Origin of the sequence: Chitinophaga sp. ARDCPP14, from assembly GCF_051362515.1 — a bacterium.
GTDB lineage: Bacteria > Bacteroidota > Bacteroidia > Chitinophagales > Chitinophagaceae > Chitinophaga.
Genome location: NZ_JBKIXB010000001.1, coordinates 1 through 14,594, shown reverse-complemented (window position 1 = coordinate 14,594; position 14,594 = coordinate 1). Strand labels below are relative to the sequence as shown.

Here is a 14,594-nt window from a genome sequence, read left to right as displayed (position 1 = left end):
AATTTTTTTGAGATGTTTTTCACCAGGATGATAAAAGATATGGATCTTCTCAGGCAGTTCGGCTACCGGTTATTAGTAGCAGGTATCCTGGTGCTGTTGGGATATGCGGCCGCATCTGCGCAGGAGCCGCCTCCGCGCCCTATTGCGGTATATGTAAACCCCGCGCAGGGTCTCATCTTCGGCGCCTTCTTCCAGGGATTATCCGGCGGAACAGTGATCATCTATCCCGATGGCTCGCGCGCCGTAACTGGCAGCGTAGTGCAGGCCAACCTGGGGTATCCGTTTTCACCCGCCATTTTTGAAATAGAAGCAAACAGGGGTACACTCATTTCCATATTAAACGGACCCGATGTCATCCTCACCGGGAGCAACGGTGGTACCATCACTTTACATGTGGGCGCCGCCAGCACAGGAAGCTCATTTATTACAACTGCTACACCACCGGCAAGAAACCTGGTGAGGATCGGCGGAACGCTCACCGTGGGCAGCCCGCCATCCAATCCATCGGGCTCGTACAGCGGCGTATTTAACGTCACGTTTATCCAGGAATAACGGATATGACAACAGGAAGCAAAAATATCATCCTCCGCTGCCTGCGCAGCATATTCCGGGTAACGCCGGTGTGGATGATCTTTTGCGCTATACTGTTTGCAGCTCCGTTGAAAGCCATAGCCATAGAGCCGGAACCTGTTTTTTATGAAACTTCTGTTTTCGTGGTAGTGCAGGGAATAGGAGGGGCCGAAATTCCCGCCGTTATCAACAATGATTCTGCCTACTTATCTATCACCGATATTTTTAATTTTCTGAAGATAAGAAACACGGCCTCACCCCATATGGATTCTATATATGGTTTCTTTATCAATGAAAACGCCCCGTTCCTGGTAGATAAAAAAAACAATGTGATTCACTACCAGGATAAAATCGTGCCGTTGAATAAAGATGATATGGTGAGCACAGAAACCGCGCTTTACCTGAAAACCGGTATGTTTGCAAGCGTGTTCGGACTACAGTGTAAATTTAGTTTCCGCTCGCTCTCTGTTAAACTGGAAACCAGGCAGGAGCTGCCTGCTATCAGGGAAATGCGGCAGGAAATGATGCGCCGGAATATCAGCCGGTTAAAAGGAGAACTGAAAGCAGATACCATCATCGGCCCCCGCAGGCAGATGTTCAGTATCGGGATGGCCGATTGGTCGGTGGTAGCTACACAACGCCCTGAAGGCGGCGCCGGTAATACCTGGTTAAACCTTGCTATGGGGGGCGTTGTTCTGGGCGGTGAAACCAGCGTATCACTTAATTACAATAACTACGCAGAGCAGCAGCTGCCTTATAGCCACGACAGCGCCCTGATCAAGCCGTTTGATCAACGGCAGCAATACTACCGGTGGCGCTATGTGAATAATGATCACAGCGCCCTTCGGCAGATCATTGCAGGTAAAATATTCACGCCATCCACGGCATCTATCTTTGATCCGGTGGTAGGCGTGCAGTTTACAAATACCCCCACTTCCTACAGGCGCTCTTATGGTTCCTATACCCTGAGCGATTTTACAGATCCCGGATGGACCGTGGAGTTATATGTGAACAACGCCCTGGTGGATTATACAACTGCAGATGCAGCCGGCTTCTTTACTTTCCAGGTGCCACTTGTATATGGTAACTCTGTGGTGCGGCTCCGCTTTTATGGCCCCTGGGGAGAGGAACGGTCGAGAGAGGAAAATATCAGCATCCCTTTTAACTTCCTGCCATTGCATGAATTTGAATATACTGCCAGCGCCGGTATGGTGGAAGATGGACACCGGAGTATCTTTTCAAGGGTGCAAATGAACTATGGCCTCAGCCGGAATGTAACAGTGGGCGGAGGCATGGAGTACCTGTCGTCTATACCCACCGGAAAGGCCATGCCTTTTGTGATGGCTTCTGCCCGTGTGGCGTCCAATCTTTTGCTGGCGGGCGATTATACCTACGGAGTACGGGGACGCGGTATACTCACGTATCGAATGCCCTCCAACTTACAGTTCGAACTGTTTTATACGAGGTATAAGAAAGGTCAGCAGGCCATTATTTATAATTTTGTGGAAGAAAGAAAGCTGATTATCTCAAAGCCCTTCCTGGCAAAAAAATTCTCTTTCTTCAACCGCGTCACACTCAACCAGATCATCTTACCGGAAACAAAATATACGACCGCTGAATGGCTGGTGTCCGGGGCAGTTTTCCGTGTAGGCGTTAACGTGAATACCTATGCCATCTTTATAAAACCTGAACCGCCGTTTGTATATACCAACCTCGCGCTCACCTACCGGTTGCCGGGAGAAATTTTAATTACTCCCCAGGTACAATATGAATACAACAGCAACAGCCTGATGGCGGTAAGATGCGAGCTGGGTAAATATCTTTTCAGACATGGTTACATGAACGTATCCTATGAACGTAACTATAAAAGTAATATCACAAATGTGGGCATCGGTTTGCGTTATGATTTCGCTTTCTCACAAATCGGGTTTTCTGCCTGGAAAGGAACTAACATGACTACCCTGGTAGAATCTGCACGCGGCAGCCTGGTATACGATGATAAAGCCAAATTCGCAGGATTCAGCAACCGCACCAGCGTGGGAACAGGAGGCGTAGTACTGCTGCCCTTCCTGGATCTCAACGCCAATGACCGCCGCGATCCCGGTGAGCCCAAAGCCTACGGCCTCAAAACAAATTGTAACGGCGGCCGGATTCTCCAGAATCAACACGACACCACCATCCGCATCGTAAATATGGAGCCCTACGAATACTATTTTATCGAACTGGGAAAGAACAGTTTTGAGAATGTTGCCTGGCAGATAAAGAAACCCGCTATCAGTGTAGCAATAGATCCCAACCAGATGAAACTGGTGGAAGTGCCGGTGGTGATTATGGGCGAAGTATCCGGTAAAGTGATCCTGGAAGAACAAAATGTAACAAAGGGAATAGGCCGCCTGTCCATCGGTTTTTACAGAAATGATTCCACACTGGTGGCCCGTACCCAAACGGAAGCAGATGGCTATTTCAATTATATGGGATTGCCGCCCGGAACCTATACGGTAAGAATAGACCCGCTGCAGTTGCAAAAACTCGGCATGACCGCCACTCCTGCGAAGCTGCCGCTTACCATCAGGCTGCGCATGGAAGGAGACGTGGTAGACGGACTGGAATTCAGGCTCCGGAGAGAAAAGGTCGAATAACAACCATTGTTTTTTCCTAAATTAGCCTATATCTTTCCCGGGAATGAAAGTACAAACACTTACGCCTCCTCCTGCTATAGCTGATTATGTAAGCAACATCGTGGTGCTTGAAAATAACAGTATGTTCTATGAAGCGGTTCTTCCCCTCATCGCCAACGGGTATCCCAGTATTACTTTCCAGTTAACAGACCCGGCAAGGATGCTGAGCACCACAAAAAAAAGTCATCACCTGGTATTGTACGGTCAGAATACCCGCCCCATCCGGCTTTACACGGCAGGTGAAATAACCGTGATTGCCTATTTCCTGTATCCCTTTATGTTGCCCTCCCTTTTTGGATACAATGCCAAAGAACTCACAGATCAGGGTATAGACCTGAGCTATGATGATCCCGCCAGGGAAATGAGCCTGAAAGAACAGCTGCTCAATACGCCCTCTTTAAACGGCCGCCTGGAACTGATGAATAATTATGTACTCACATTGGTGCGGTCAAAAAAGATCCGGGTAAATGAAACCATTTCTTTTGCCACCCGCCTTATTCAGAAAAATAAGGGTACCCTGTTAATGAACGATCTTCAGAAAGAAGTATATACCACAGAACGCACACTGCAACGGTTGTTTGAACAACATATTGGTCTTACGCCAAAAATGTACAGCAGGATCTGCCAGTTCAACGCCGCCTTCCGCCAGCTTAGTCAGAATAACTTTTCAGACATGATCGACGTGGCACTGGAAAACGGCTATGCAGATCAAAGTCACCTGATCCGCGCGTTTAAAGACTTTACCCATTACTCTCCCCTGGAGTATGTAAAACAGGCGAACAACTTCCCCGGTTAATCCATCTTTTTCATTTTGTCGGGTTTCTTCTATCATAAGGGGGAAAGGTGCTGTTATTTTGTACCTGTAAACAATCATCATCAAAAAACAAAAACAAAATAACATGAGAAAGTTAGTCATTTCCGAATGGATCACACTCGACGGTATCTTCGATGCAGAAACAATGGGAGAATGGTTTATGCCCTACGACAGCCCCGCCCGGCAGGAGCTGATCAGCGAAGGTATTCACGCCTGCGATGCCATCCTCTTTGGCCGTAAAACATATGAAATGCTGGCGCCTTATTGGTCGCAGATGAAAAACAACGAAATGGGCATCTCCGCAAAACTAAACAGTGTAGCCAAATACGTAGTATCTGAAACGCTGGAAACAGCCGCGTGGGAAAATACCACGATCATAAAAAACAATGTCATAGAAGAAATCACCCGGCTGAAACAACAACCCGGCAAGGAAATCCAGGTAGAAGGAAGCGCCATCCTGGTAGACGCGCTTATCAAAGCCGATCTGATTGATGAATACAAATTCTTTGTACATCCCGTCATCATGGGAAGTGGGAAACGTTTCTTTAAAGACGGAAAACTTCCCGGTGGCCTGCATCTTTCTGATACAAAAATACTGGATGGCGGGGTAGTAGTGCTTACTTATCAGCGGGAGAAGAAGTAAAAGTTTGTGGGGAAAAAAAATTAATTTTAATTAATTTAAAATAACCCCCATGCATCAGTTTAAGGAACAAATAGAACGGATCAGCACCAAATTAAAAGCAGCAAAGCAAAAAGATAAACAGCTGAAAGTATTCGGCGCCAGCTACCATAAATACACCATCCATCCACCGCTGGAGGAAGCTCAACTTTCGGGTTTTGAAAAAGAACACAACATTTCTTTACCCGGAAGTTTCAGGGCATTCCTGCTTTATGTGGGACATGGAGGAGTATCCCAGGCCGGCTCAGCTGCAGGTCCGTACTATGGCATTTACCCGCTGAAGAAAGGTGCGGATGACCTGACAAGTAATCCTGAAGAATATTTAAGTGAACCCGTAAAAATTTACCCCGGTATATCAGACGACGAATGGAATAATCTCATAAAGGAAACCGAAAGGGAGGATCTTTCAGATGAAGCATACGATGCCGCCATACAAAATATTTACACTGGTATTCTACCCATCGGATCACAGGGATGCGCCTTTATTCATGGCCTGGTGTTAAACGGGGAACATGCCGGTAAGGTAGTAAACATTGATATAGACAGGCAAAAACCAAGATTCACTTTTGAAAATAATTTCCTCGATTGGTATGAACGCTGGCTGGATGAAATAATTTCTGAAGACCTGCTGGCAGATGGTGTTTCGTGGTTTGGCTATGCCATGGGAGGAAGTGTAACTTCTCTGCTGGAAAAATACCATGCTGCTTCAGATAAAACAACCCGGCTGAACTGCATCACCGGCATAGTGTGCAAACGAAGCGTTGAACCGGCGGTTGCTGCAATACTGGAAAAGGAATACCGGGAGGCAGAAGAAGAGTACAAACGCGACTGGCTGCAGGCGCTCACAAAGTTCAGCTACCCGCTGGCAAAGCCTCACCTGGTGGCCTACAGCGATATTGATCTCTTATCCGTTGCTAAATTTATCTGGTGGTACGCAAAAGATAAAAGTAGGGAATGGCAGGAAGTCATCGAAAAAAATATCCTGAACATCCATGATGAGGAAATATTCCGGTTTTGCACCTACCTGTTGGAAGAAATGAAAGTGGACTACGCGCATTTAATTGTTCCGATGACAACCCACAGCAATGAAGATATCCGGAAAACAGCTTTTTATACTTTAGGGAAAGTTAAAAAGAAGGCTGCCTACCTGGATGTTTTTATCAATGGGTTAAATGATCCTTCAAATAATGTGGTGCATGCTGCATTGCAGGCACTATCCGGAGTGAAGGATAAAAGATTATTGCCAGTGTATAAAAAGATAGCAGAGAGATTTCCAACGGAGCAAGACCATATCCTGTCCAACCTTGGCCACAGGCTGGCTGAAATGGGATTGACCATTGAGAAGTTAAAAAAGTGATGATTTTGCTGCTGATTTCATTGAAAATAATTTCGTATTTTCAGTAAAAATGTTAACCCCTTATGGCAAAACAAACAGGGTTGCTCCAATTCACCGGTAAATTGGGCAACGTCATAGGATACCGGAGAAATGGAACCTACTTCCTCCGCAGCATGCCGGATGCAGTACGGCAAACTACCGCTACACGGAGAGCATCACGTGACTTTGGTGTTGCCAGCAGGAAAGGGAAACTGATCCGGCAGGCCATCGTTCCTCGCCTGGAAATAAATCCCTGCGGCACGCTGGTGAACCGCTTAAACAAAGCGCTGATCACCGCAACAAAGGATTGCCTCACGGAGCTGAAAGGCTTCCGGTTTAACCCGTATACCGGCGTGGACCAGTTCTTTTCGCACCAACCAGTTATCACATCCGGCGGAATGCTGCATATACCAGCACAGCAGTTGTGGCCGCCCGCCAAAGCAACGCACCTGGAAATTACGGTGGTGGCTGTTCGTATTAACTTCGCGCAACGGCAGGTAACAGGGTGTATTGATTCGGCCATCATAATTGATTTGAGCCGGCCTTTCAACGGCGCTGAACTGGCCGCCACCGTTCCCGGGAAAGGTACATTGCTGGTCACTTTACAGGTAAAAGCATATGAACATGGCGCTGCTATTGAAAACCGCCGGAGCAAGGCCGCTGACATCATTGCGGTAATGGCGCCTGCTGCCAGAAAGAAGCAACCCGTTAAAGTAAACAAGATACCTCATGTAAAAAGAGTGCTGCCTTATCACCCGCTGCCTGCCACAAAAAAAACAACGTTGCCGGTATCTGCGCGGCAACGGGAATGAGTTACGCCATAGTCATGGCATTAACTATGCTGTAGACTACGCAGCGCGGTAATTATCATCACCACTTCCATCAGCATATATTTCCCTGCAAAGGAAACTGCCTTTCTGTGCGTTGTTATGCCCGTAAGTGTGCGTCCGGCCGCTTTGGGGGAGTAAGAAGGTCATCGTATCAGTAAAAATCACATCATCCTCTTTCCTAAAATACCTTTCGCGAAGATCAAATTCATCCCAATCACATCTCCTGATCAAGTCCACCTTTCCTGCACGGCTTCTGTAGGTAAACGCCTGTTGCTATTGCAGTTCTATCCGGTTTCAGAGGGAATGCGCTGTATTTGAGAGCAAAGTCAGGTATAGGATACAGGATTCGCAGGTCGGCTACAGATTCAATAATTCCTCTACCAGCTGCCATACCATTGTACAAGGATTATGATTCGCATAATCTTCTCGTTTTGCATAACTTTCTGTCAACCGTTTAGCGTTCCTTGTTGCGGCTTCTAAACTTCCATGTTCTTTCAAGAGATCATACATATCCCTGCTATTCTTTTGATAACTATATCCTCCTCCCAGTATAGGTTTTAAATTATCTTCAATAGCATTCTGGTAGTCTTTTCTGCTCATACTGTGATTATAGTAATGAAAATGCAGCAGATACCATAGTTCAAAAGCCTCGTTAGTCCAGGCACATCCTATTACAGGTTTTGTGTTCTGACATCGTTGAACAGCATTATTGAAATCATTTGCAGAAAAGCTGTCCCTGTCAAAAACAACCCAAAGTTTATCAATAGGTCTGTTATACTCCTGCTCATACCACTTTTTTAGGCGCAGTGCTTCATCAACGAGCGACTGGGTATTTCTGCCAGTACCTTCAATATCTATTTGACACCAGGTTAGTACACCTTTAGGCAAATCCTCTTTAAGGCCCTGAAAATAATTAGGTTCAGTTTTTTCACCTTCGCAAACTATCAGGTAATATCTGCGTTTATTTCTTACATTAATTTTGCGCTTTTGTTCCTCTCTTTTGAAACGCTTTAAATGTTCATTTGGAATCTTTATTTTTCTTGCCATTCCGTAATTACATTTGAAAGGTTGCCAATAAACGGAATAGCACCATACCGGCCCTCTATATAATCCTTCTCAAAAGAGCGGTCTTTACGAATGGTTTTTCCTTCTTCTTTATATTCCACGAGTGAATACATTTCAGAAGCTCCGTATTTATTTTTTTCTACAAAATAAATCTGATCTCTACGGTAGTTACCATAATTCAGCAGATTGGTATCATGTGTAGCAAATATCAGCTGTGCGTTGTTCTTGTTAAATTCGGCGGAGTTAAAAAGTCTGGTAATTGCCAGCGTTAATAAAGGGTGCAAGCTGGCATCTAACTCGTCCACTACAAGTGTTCCACCATCATTTAGTACATCAAAGATGGGGCCTGAGATATTGAACAGTTTATTGCTACCAGAAGACTCCTGGCTACGCATATCAAATTCAACATTGCCGACCACCTTATTTTTTGCATTGTATTTTTTGTGAACGGTTTTAATATCTATTCTGTAAGACTCTTCAAGATCGGTAATTAACTGTTTCAGAAGGTTTTCAGGCAGGTCATTGGGCAGTTCTCTCGGATCAAAAGGGGCTTTGGAAATGGTAATGTCATCAAATCCCAGGTCAACTTTTTTATAGAAATCAAGTAAAAGATGCTGGGTGTGTTTGTTTTCAAGCAAATCAAATGTTACGCCTTTATATCGCTCATGACTTAATCCGGAAATGGTGATAAAATCATGAAACCAACGCATTATTTGCTTGGCAATCTTGCCATTAAACTGATCTACCACTGATAGGAATAGTGCATTGTCCCTTGTTCTTTCTTCCAGATCTCTCCCTTCCGGGAAAACCCTTGGCATTACTTCAATACCATCTTTTTCCCTGATAAACAAAGGCCTTTCGGCTTGTTTCGGGGCATCAAAAAGCCATTCAGATAATACACTGCGGTTATCCACCTCAAAGCCATAACGATATTTACTTTCGCCAATAAGAAATACAACTTCAAAAGAGGAGGGAGCATTTTCTGTTTCAGTGTTTAACAGGAAAGGCGTAATATCCAACTCATCTGTAGAAGATTGTTCAAATGATTGTAATACAAGTCGCCTCATAGTAGACATGGCTTTTACAAAATTACTTTTGCCACTGGCATTAGCACCATAGATAACAGCCCCTTTAAGCAAGTTATGGCGTCCGGAGGTGAAAATATTTGACGCAACATGTTCCTTAATAGCTGTAGCTGAAAGGTTTAATGTAGTCTTTTCTTTAAAGGAAAGATAATTAGTAACGGAAAACTCTAATAACATAGAATTGTCTATTTATGAGAAATTATCTCAAATATAGTAAAATAAATTCATTGTATAGCATAAAAATGAGAAAAATTCGAATTTTGACTATAATTATTATAAGAAAGGCGCTCAGTTAGTAGAGCGCCTTTGGCATCGGGATAAAAAACAACCTGGTAGAAAGGTCGGTCTAATCAAATTACCACTTCGGATTCTGCTTCATCGCCGGATTCCCATTAATCTCCACCAGGGGAATCGGCCACAGGTAATCACGCTCCCGGTCAAATATCCTGTTCTCTACAATTACCGGCTGACTTGTATTAGGATTGATAGCACCCATCGCGGGCCCTTTCAGAACTTTCTTCTCCTATCTTCCAGCGGCGTATGTCAAACAGGCGGGTACCTTCAAATGCCAGCTCCACTTTTCTTTCCCGGCGGTATAATTCACGCATTTTTTCAGCGGTGTTATACACCGCCGTATTTACATTTGGCATTCCTGCGCGGTTGCGGATCTTGTTGAGATACAGCAATACATCCGGGTTTTGCCAGTCGCCCGATTCTACTAAGGCTTCTACATAACTCAGTAAGATCTCTGCGTAACGGATGATCATAAAATTTAAGGTGCCGGCATATTGCGGGACACATCTTTGGCATCGAGATATTTCCTCACCCAGAAGCCGGTTTGCGTGGATTGCGCAGCCCCGATCTGGTCTGCCGATCCCGCCGTGAATGGGTCCAGCAAACGGTTTACAAATGTTTGCCCCGGGAAAAGAACGCTGGCTGTCAGCCTTGGATCACGGTTGTTTTTGTACAGTGGATTTTTCCAGTAATAGGCCAGGCTGTCCGCGCGAAATGGAACAGGTTTTTGTAGATTCGCCCCTGATATCTTAAAAACCAAATGAGAAAAGTACTGTTTTTGCTACTGCTGGTGCACCAGGGATGGGCACAATCAACCAAACATCTATCCAGGGCCAACCAATCTATCGACAGCCTCTCCATCTACAACCGGCAGCTCAATCCCGGTGAAATGAAGCAGGACCTGCAGGTGTTTCTCGATATCCGTAAAAAAGCCAACTCTGGTTTGTATCGCTACCGCACCCCGAAGCAAGTCGACAGCATCTACCAATGGGCCTTCCGCCAGGTGCGTCAACCTATGTCCACTGTGGCTTTTTATAAGATCATTTTGCAGCTCACCGATTTTGAAGGAAGCTGTCATAATTATACAGAGCCGGATGCCGCCCTGGTCGGGTATTTCAACCGGCAGCGTGGCTTCTTTCCTTTTGCCCTGAAGTATATTGACGGCAATATGATCTTCAATAGCGAAACGCCCGATATTCCGGTAGGATCAAGGATAATGAGTATCAACGGCGTTGCAGACAAAGACCTGATGCAATCCTTTTACAAGTACATGACCTCCGATGGATTTATCCAGACACAAAAGCAATCGGGCAGCGTGAACAGGAGCTATGGTTTGCGTTACCTGTATGAGTATGGCATTAATGATAGCTTCGCCATCCGGTTTACAGCTCCGGGCACTACCCGGCAGCAAACCGTTACAGTACCGGCGGTATCGCTGGAAGAACAAAAAGCAAACTTAATACGGCGTCATAGCGCGCCGGTCGACAGCCTGATCGATTATAATGTGCAGCCCAAATATAGTTTTAAGATGGTAAACCCTTCAACAGGTTTACTGAGCCTGCGGATATTCTCCATGGCCAGCGACGCGGCTGATCCGGCTTTCCCGGTATATGTGGCGTTTCTCGACAGCGTATTCCAGGCGCTTAGCCACAACAGTATCCCGCACCTCATCCTGGATATCCGCGGTAATCCCGGCGGCAGTGATCCTACTTTTGAACAACCGATGATGTACCTCACGGATACAAGCTTCAAAGAGAATACATTGGCATATACCATCTTTGATAATGGAATTCCGTATGAAGAATACTTTTGGGGCGTGTCCACCGCGGAAAGACTGGATTCGGCGGGCAAAGTTGCCGGAAAAGCGTTTCTGAAAGATTATTTCCCGGCACTGCACAACGGCAGGAATATGCAAAACCCGAAGTACAACCCGGTATACCACCCTAAGAGTCCTGGTTTCAAAGGAAAGTTATATTTACTGATTGATGAAAACGTGGCATCGGCGGCCTCCCACCTGGCTTCTCTCGTAAAAGCCTATGCCCGCAATGTGACCATTGTGGGGGTGGAAACTGTTGGTGGTTATTATGTCCACAACGGCCATGCATCCATGATATACGAACTGCCGCACTCAAAAATAAAAACGAAATTCTCTATTGTTTATGTGGAGCAGGACGCACCTGTAAAACCGGATCAGCCGGAAGGTAGAGGGATTATTCCCGATTATACCGTGTGGCCTTCCTTCAGCGATTTTATGCAAAACCGCGATACACAGATGGAATATGTATTGAAGCTGACAGAGGGGAAATAGCATCGCATTCAACAGCACCTGGTGCCGTTCGCCAAATAATTCCGGCCTGAAAGTTTATTTTTTCTATATTGACCTTTGCTTTTGGCAAAGCACTGAACAATACTATCTTATTAATACAGCGAACACAAATGACGAAAATTTCTCTCGGCCTGATCTATTCTCTTGCAGTATTTATTGGCTCAAATCAATTTATTGGAGACGCTCAAACCACTGCTCCCAATCCACCTGAATTAACTATTACAAGATTTTCCGGTCCGGATATAACGCCCAGCCCCGCCTGCCTTGCAGTGGCGCCAACAGGCGAAGTGTTTGTAGGAGTGGATATGATCGGTTCATTAGGAAAGGACCCGGGCAAAGGCCGGATTCTTAAGCTTATTGATAAGGACAACGACGGTAAAATGGACCAGCATATTGAATTTGCAACGGTGGATAACCCGCGTGGCATCATTGTGCAGGGCAGCCGGGTTTTTGTATTGCATACCACATTTTCCAAAGAAACCGGTAAAGCGTCAGGAATGGCGCTGGTTGTTTTTGAAGATAAAGACGGGGACGGAAAAGCAGACGGACCTCCCCAGCCACTGATCGAAAACCTCAGTAATACCAAATACATCCAGGAGCGGGGAACGGATCATGCCACTAACGGTATCCGGATGGGTATTGATGGCTGGATCTATATTGCGGTAGGTGATTTTGGATTTCATGATGCAACAGACCGTTCCGGTAAGAAACTGACCATGCTTGGTGGTGGTATCGTACGGGTACGCCCCGACGGTACGGAAATGGAGATATTTACCCATGGTACACGCAATGTGTATGACGTGGCCATTGACCCCTACATGAATATTTTTACAAGAGAAAATACCAATGACGGCGGTGGATGGAATGTGCGGTTTTCCCACCATATCCAATCCGGGGAATATGGATACCCGGTATTGTTTCAGCATTTTACAGACGAAATATTACCAGCGCTTGCAGACCTTGGCGGTGGCTCAGGCACAGGCGCTTTATACATGGCGGAACCAAGCTGGCCGGAGAAATACAATAACGTTCCCATGATGGCAGATTGGGGCCGGAGCATGCTGTATATTCACCGCGTAACGCCCGATGGCCCGACCTTCACCCAAAAAGAAGAGGAGTTTATAGGATTGCCTCAGATTACAGATCTGGATGTTGACGGCTCCGGCCGGCTTTACCTTTCCGCATGGGATGGCGCAGGCTATTCCGGCAGTCCGGAGAAAGGTTATGTAATCCGCGCGGTACCAAACAACTGGACTTACCAGCCATTCCCTGACGTGGCCAAAGCCTCTGTTGAAGAATTGGCCCGGTTGCTTAAATCGGCCAGCGCGGTAGCCCGTTTGAATGCCTCCCAGGAATTAATCGCACGCGCCGGTAAAGACGCCATTGCCGCAGCGCTGGGAATCGCTTCAGATGTGCAGTTGCCGTTATTTGCACGTGTGGCCGGTCTTTATACATACGCACAAATTGCCGGCGCAGAAGGCATCCCCGCTTTAACAGCCTTAACAAAAGATGCCACCATGAGGGAACATGCATTGCGCGCTTTGGCCGACCGGAAAGGTCTCCTGAAAGATGTTGCCACTGAACCTTTCCTGGAAGGACTTAAAGATCCGTCTCCGCGCGTACAGGCTGCTGCAATAATAGGACTTGGACGTTTAGGTCGCATTGAAACTGCCAGCGCTTTGCTGCAAACCAAAGTGCCTGCCTCATTTGTTGCACCTGTTAAAGATATCGAAGGACCGCATGCTACGCCTAATGCAGCTATCGTACTGCCTCACCTGGCAGTTCGGGCCCTTGTAAATCTGCACGCCGTAGATGCCACCGTAGCAGCCATCAACACCGAAAATGCCACGCTTGCCTTGTGGGCGCTACGATACATGCATGATCCGAAGGCAGTGGACGGCCTGATAAATGCTTACGAGCTGTCGAAAGATGCGAAACTAAAACGGCAGATCATCACCACCTTAGCACGCCTCTACAAAAAAGAAGATACCTATGATGCATCATGGTGGTGGGGAACCAGGCCCGACTCGCATGGCCCCTACTACAAAGCAGTAACCTGGGAAGCATCACCGGCTATCGAAAAATTCCTTAAAAAAGAATCGCTGAAAACAAGCCCCACCGGCAAAGCGTTTTTCAGGGATCTCGATGCGCGCAACAGGATGGATATTCCTGCTTTCGCAGCAGAGAAAAAAGTGATAGCGGCTCCGGTGAAAGAACCTAAAGTAGACCTGGAAAAGATAAAAAGTAAAAAAGGTCAGGTAGGTAAGTCATCTATCGAAGATGTGTTGCTGGCCATCAATAAATTAAAAGGAGATCCGGCCAGGGGAAAGCAATTGTTTACCATCCAGGGTTGTGTGGCCTGCCACAGTATCAATAAAGGAGAAACAATGAAAGGTCCTTTTATGGGACAGATCGGATCCATCATGAACCGGGAGCAGATCACGGAATCCATTCTCAAACCTAACGCATCTATTTCACAGGGATTTGCCACGGTGATGATCACGGCGAAAGGCAACAAGTCTTATATGGGATTTGTTACGGAAGAAACTTCCGCCAGGGTAGTCATGAGAGATATCACCGGCCAGGTATTCACCGTTAAAACGGCCGATATCCTGACCCGTAAGGAAATGAAAACATCGATGATGCCAACCGGCCTTGCCAACGCATTATCATACGAGGAACTTGCATCGCTCGTTAGCTATCTTGCGCAGCAGAAAAAATAACTGGTTAGCATAATATTGACTTTATATTAAAAGAAGCTGTCTCATAATTAATTGAGACAGCTTCTTTGTTTTAGCCAAAAGATGGCCTAATAATCATTATGATGATCAGGTGTTTTTTAAGAGAATAAATAGTTAATGTCAGCTTGCTTTAGCAA

At 46.0% G+C, this 14,594-nt stretch carries 13 protein-coding genes; 8 read left to right on the top strand and 5 right to left on the bottom strand.

Going from position 1 to position 14,594, the window contains the following annotated elements; all coding sequences use genetic code 11:
* Positions 1-12 precede the first annotated feature (12 nt).
* The 6 genes from ACLHR0_RS00065 to ACLHR0_RS00040 all read left to right on the top strand — a co-directional run bounded on the left by ACLHR0_RS00065 (position 13) and on the right by ACLHR0_RS00040 (position 6,928).
* Positions 13-552, top strand: coding sequence for a DUF4402 domain-containing protein (locus ACLHR0_RS00065; protein WP_436484156.1), 540 nt, complete (start codon positions 13-15; stop codon positions 550-552).
* Between the two features lie 5 nt (positions 553-557).
* Positions 558-3,209, top strand: a complete 2,652-nt coding sequence (locus ACLHR0_RS00060; protein ID WP_436484155.1) for a hypothetical protein — start codon at positions 558-560, stop codon at positions 3,207-3,209.
* Positions 3,210-3,252: 43 nt separating this feature from the next.
* Positions 3,253-4,044 (top strand): helix-turn-helix domain-containing protein, encoded by a 792-nt coding sequence (locus ACLHR0_RS00055; RefSeq protein ID WP_436484154.1) that lies wholly within the window; start codon positions 3,253-3,255, stop codon positions 4,042-4,044.
* Between the two features lie 103 nt (positions 4,045-4,147).
* The gene (locus ACLHR0_RS00050) at positions 4,148-4,705 is read left to right on the top strand and encodes a dihydrofolate reductase family protein (protein WP_429046009.1); all 558 of its coding nucleotides are present in this window, start codon (positions 4,148-4,150) and stop codon (positions 4,703-4,705) included.
* Positions 4,706-4,754: 49 nt separating this feature from the next.
* Positions 4,755-6,098 carry an SMI1/KNR4 family protein gene (locus ACLHR0_RS00045; RefSeq protein WP_436484153.1) on the top strand — a complete coding sequence of 448 codons (1,344 nt, stop codon included), beginning with the start codon at positions 4,755-4,757 and terminating at the stop codon, positions 6,096-6,098.
* A gap of 62 nt (positions 6,099-6,160) precedes the next feature.
* The gene (locus tag ACLHR0_RS00040) at positions 6,161-6,928 is read left to right on the top strand and encodes a hypothetical protein (protein WP_436484152.1); all 768 of its coding nucleotides are present in this window, start codon (positions 6,161-6,163) and stop codon (positions 6,926-6,928) included.
* A gap of 375 nt (positions 6,929-7,303) precedes the next feature.
* Here the strand turns inward: ACLHR0_RS00040 and ACLHR0_RS00035 are convergent, their stop codons facing one another.
* The 5 genes from ACLHR0_RS00035 to ACLHR0_RS00015 form a co-directional block, all read right to left on the bottom strand.
* Positions 7,304-7,993 carry an RloB family protein gene (locus ACLHR0_RS00035; RefSeq protein ID WP_436484151.1) on the bottom strand — a complete coding sequence of 230 codons (690 nt, stop codon included), beginning with the start codon at positions 7,991-7,993 and terminating at the stop codon, positions 7,304-7,306.
* The gene (locus tag ACLHR0_RS00030) at positions 7,978-9,273 is read right to left on the bottom strand and encodes an AAA family ATPase (RefSeq protein WP_429046019.1); all 1,296 of its coding nucleotides are present in this window, start codon (positions 9,271-9,273) and stop codon (positions 7,978-7,980) included. Before ACLHR0_RS00030 ends, ACLHR0_RS00035 begins: the two co-directional genes overlap by 16 nt.
* A gap of 178 nt (positions 9,274-9,451) precedes the next feature.
* Positions 9,452-9,592: a RagB/SusD family nutrient uptake outer membrane protein gene (locus tag ACLHR0_RS00025; RefSeq protein ID WP_436484150.1), complete on the bottom strand. Its 141-nt coding sequence runs from the start codon at positions 9,590-9,592 to the stop codon at positions 9,452-9,454.
* Entirely contained in the window at positions 9,573-9,863 is a 291-nt protein-coding gene (locus ACLHR0_RS00020; protein ID WP_436484149.1) for a RagB/SusD family nutrient uptake outer membrane protein, read from the bottom strand. The genes ACLHR0_RS00025 and ACLHR0_RS00020 overlap by 20 nt, the downstream gene beginning before the upstream one ends.
* Before the next feature lie 5 nt (positions 9,864-9,868).
* Positions 9,869-10,150, bottom strand: a complete 282-nt coding sequence (locus ACLHR0_RS00015; protein WP_436484148.1) for a RagB/SusD family nutrient uptake outer membrane protein — start codon at positions 10,148-10,150, stop codon at positions 9,869-9,871.
* Between ACLHR0_RS00015 and ACLHR0_RS00010 the strand changes: the two genes are divergently transcribed.
* Entirely contained in the window at positions 10,151-11,698 is a 1,548-nt protein-coding gene (locus ACLHR0_RS00010; RefSeq protein WP_436484147.1) for a S41 family peptidase, read from the top strand. It abuts the gene before it with no gap.
* A 128-nt stretch (positions 11,699-11,826) separates the two neighbouring features.
* The gene (locus ACLHR0_RS00005; protein WP_436484146.1) at positions 11,827-14,439 is read left to right on the top strand and encodes a DUF7133 domain-containing protein; all 2,613 of its coding nucleotides are present in this window, start codon (positions 11,827-11,829) and stop codon (positions 14,437-14,439) included.
* Positions 14,440-14,594: the final 155 nt, after the last annotated feature.

Coding starts and splice junctions, on each gene's coding strand:
- ACLHR0_RS00055 (WP_436484154.1), top strand. CDS start 3,253: ATGAAAGTACAAACACTTACGCCTCCTCCTGCTATAGCTGATTATGTA.
- ACLHR0_RS00010 (WP_436484147.1), top strand. CDS start 10,151: ATGAGAAAAGTACTGTTTTTGCTACTGCTGGTGCACCAGGGATGGGCA.
- ACLHR0_RS00005 (WP_436484146.1), top strand. CDS start 11,827: ATGACGAAAATTTCTCTCGGCCTGATCTATTCTCTTGCAGTATTTATT.
- ACLHR0_RS00065 (WP_436484156.1), top strand. CDS start 13: ATGTTTTTCACCAGGATGATAAAAGATATGGATCTTCTCAGGCAGTTC.
- ACLHR0_RS00030 (WP_429046019.1), bottom strand. CDS start 9,273: ATGTTATTAGAGTTTTCCGTTACTAATTATCTTTCCTTTAAAGAAAAG.
- ACLHR0_RS00060 (WP_436484155.1), top strand. CDS start 558: ATGACAACAGGAAGCAAAAATATCATCCTCCGCTGCCTGCGCAGCATA.
- ACLHR0_RS00035 (WP_436484151.1), bottom strand. CDS start 7,993: ATGGCAAGAAAAATAAAGATTCCAAATGAACATTTAAAGCGTTTCAAA.
- ACLHR0_RS00025 (WP_436484150.1), bottom strand. CDS start 9,592: ATGGGTGCTATCAATCCTAATACAAGTCAGCCGGTAATTGTAGAGAAC.
- ACLHR0_RS00050 (WP_429046009.1), top strand. CDS start 4,148: ATGAGAAAGTTAGTCATTTCCGAATGGATCACACTCGACGGTATCTTC.
- ACLHR0_RS00045 (WP_436484153.1), top strand. CDS start 4,755: ATGCATCAGTTTAAGGAACAAATAGAACGGATCAGCACCAAATTAAAA.
- ACLHR0_RS00040 (WP_436484152.1), top strand. CDS start 6,161: ATGGCAAAACAAACAGGGTTGCTCCAATTCACCGGTAAATTGGGCAAC.
- ACLHR0_RS00020 (WP_436484149.1), bottom strand. CDS start 9,863: ATGATCATCCGTTACGCAGAGATCTTACTGAGTTATGTAGAAGCCTTA.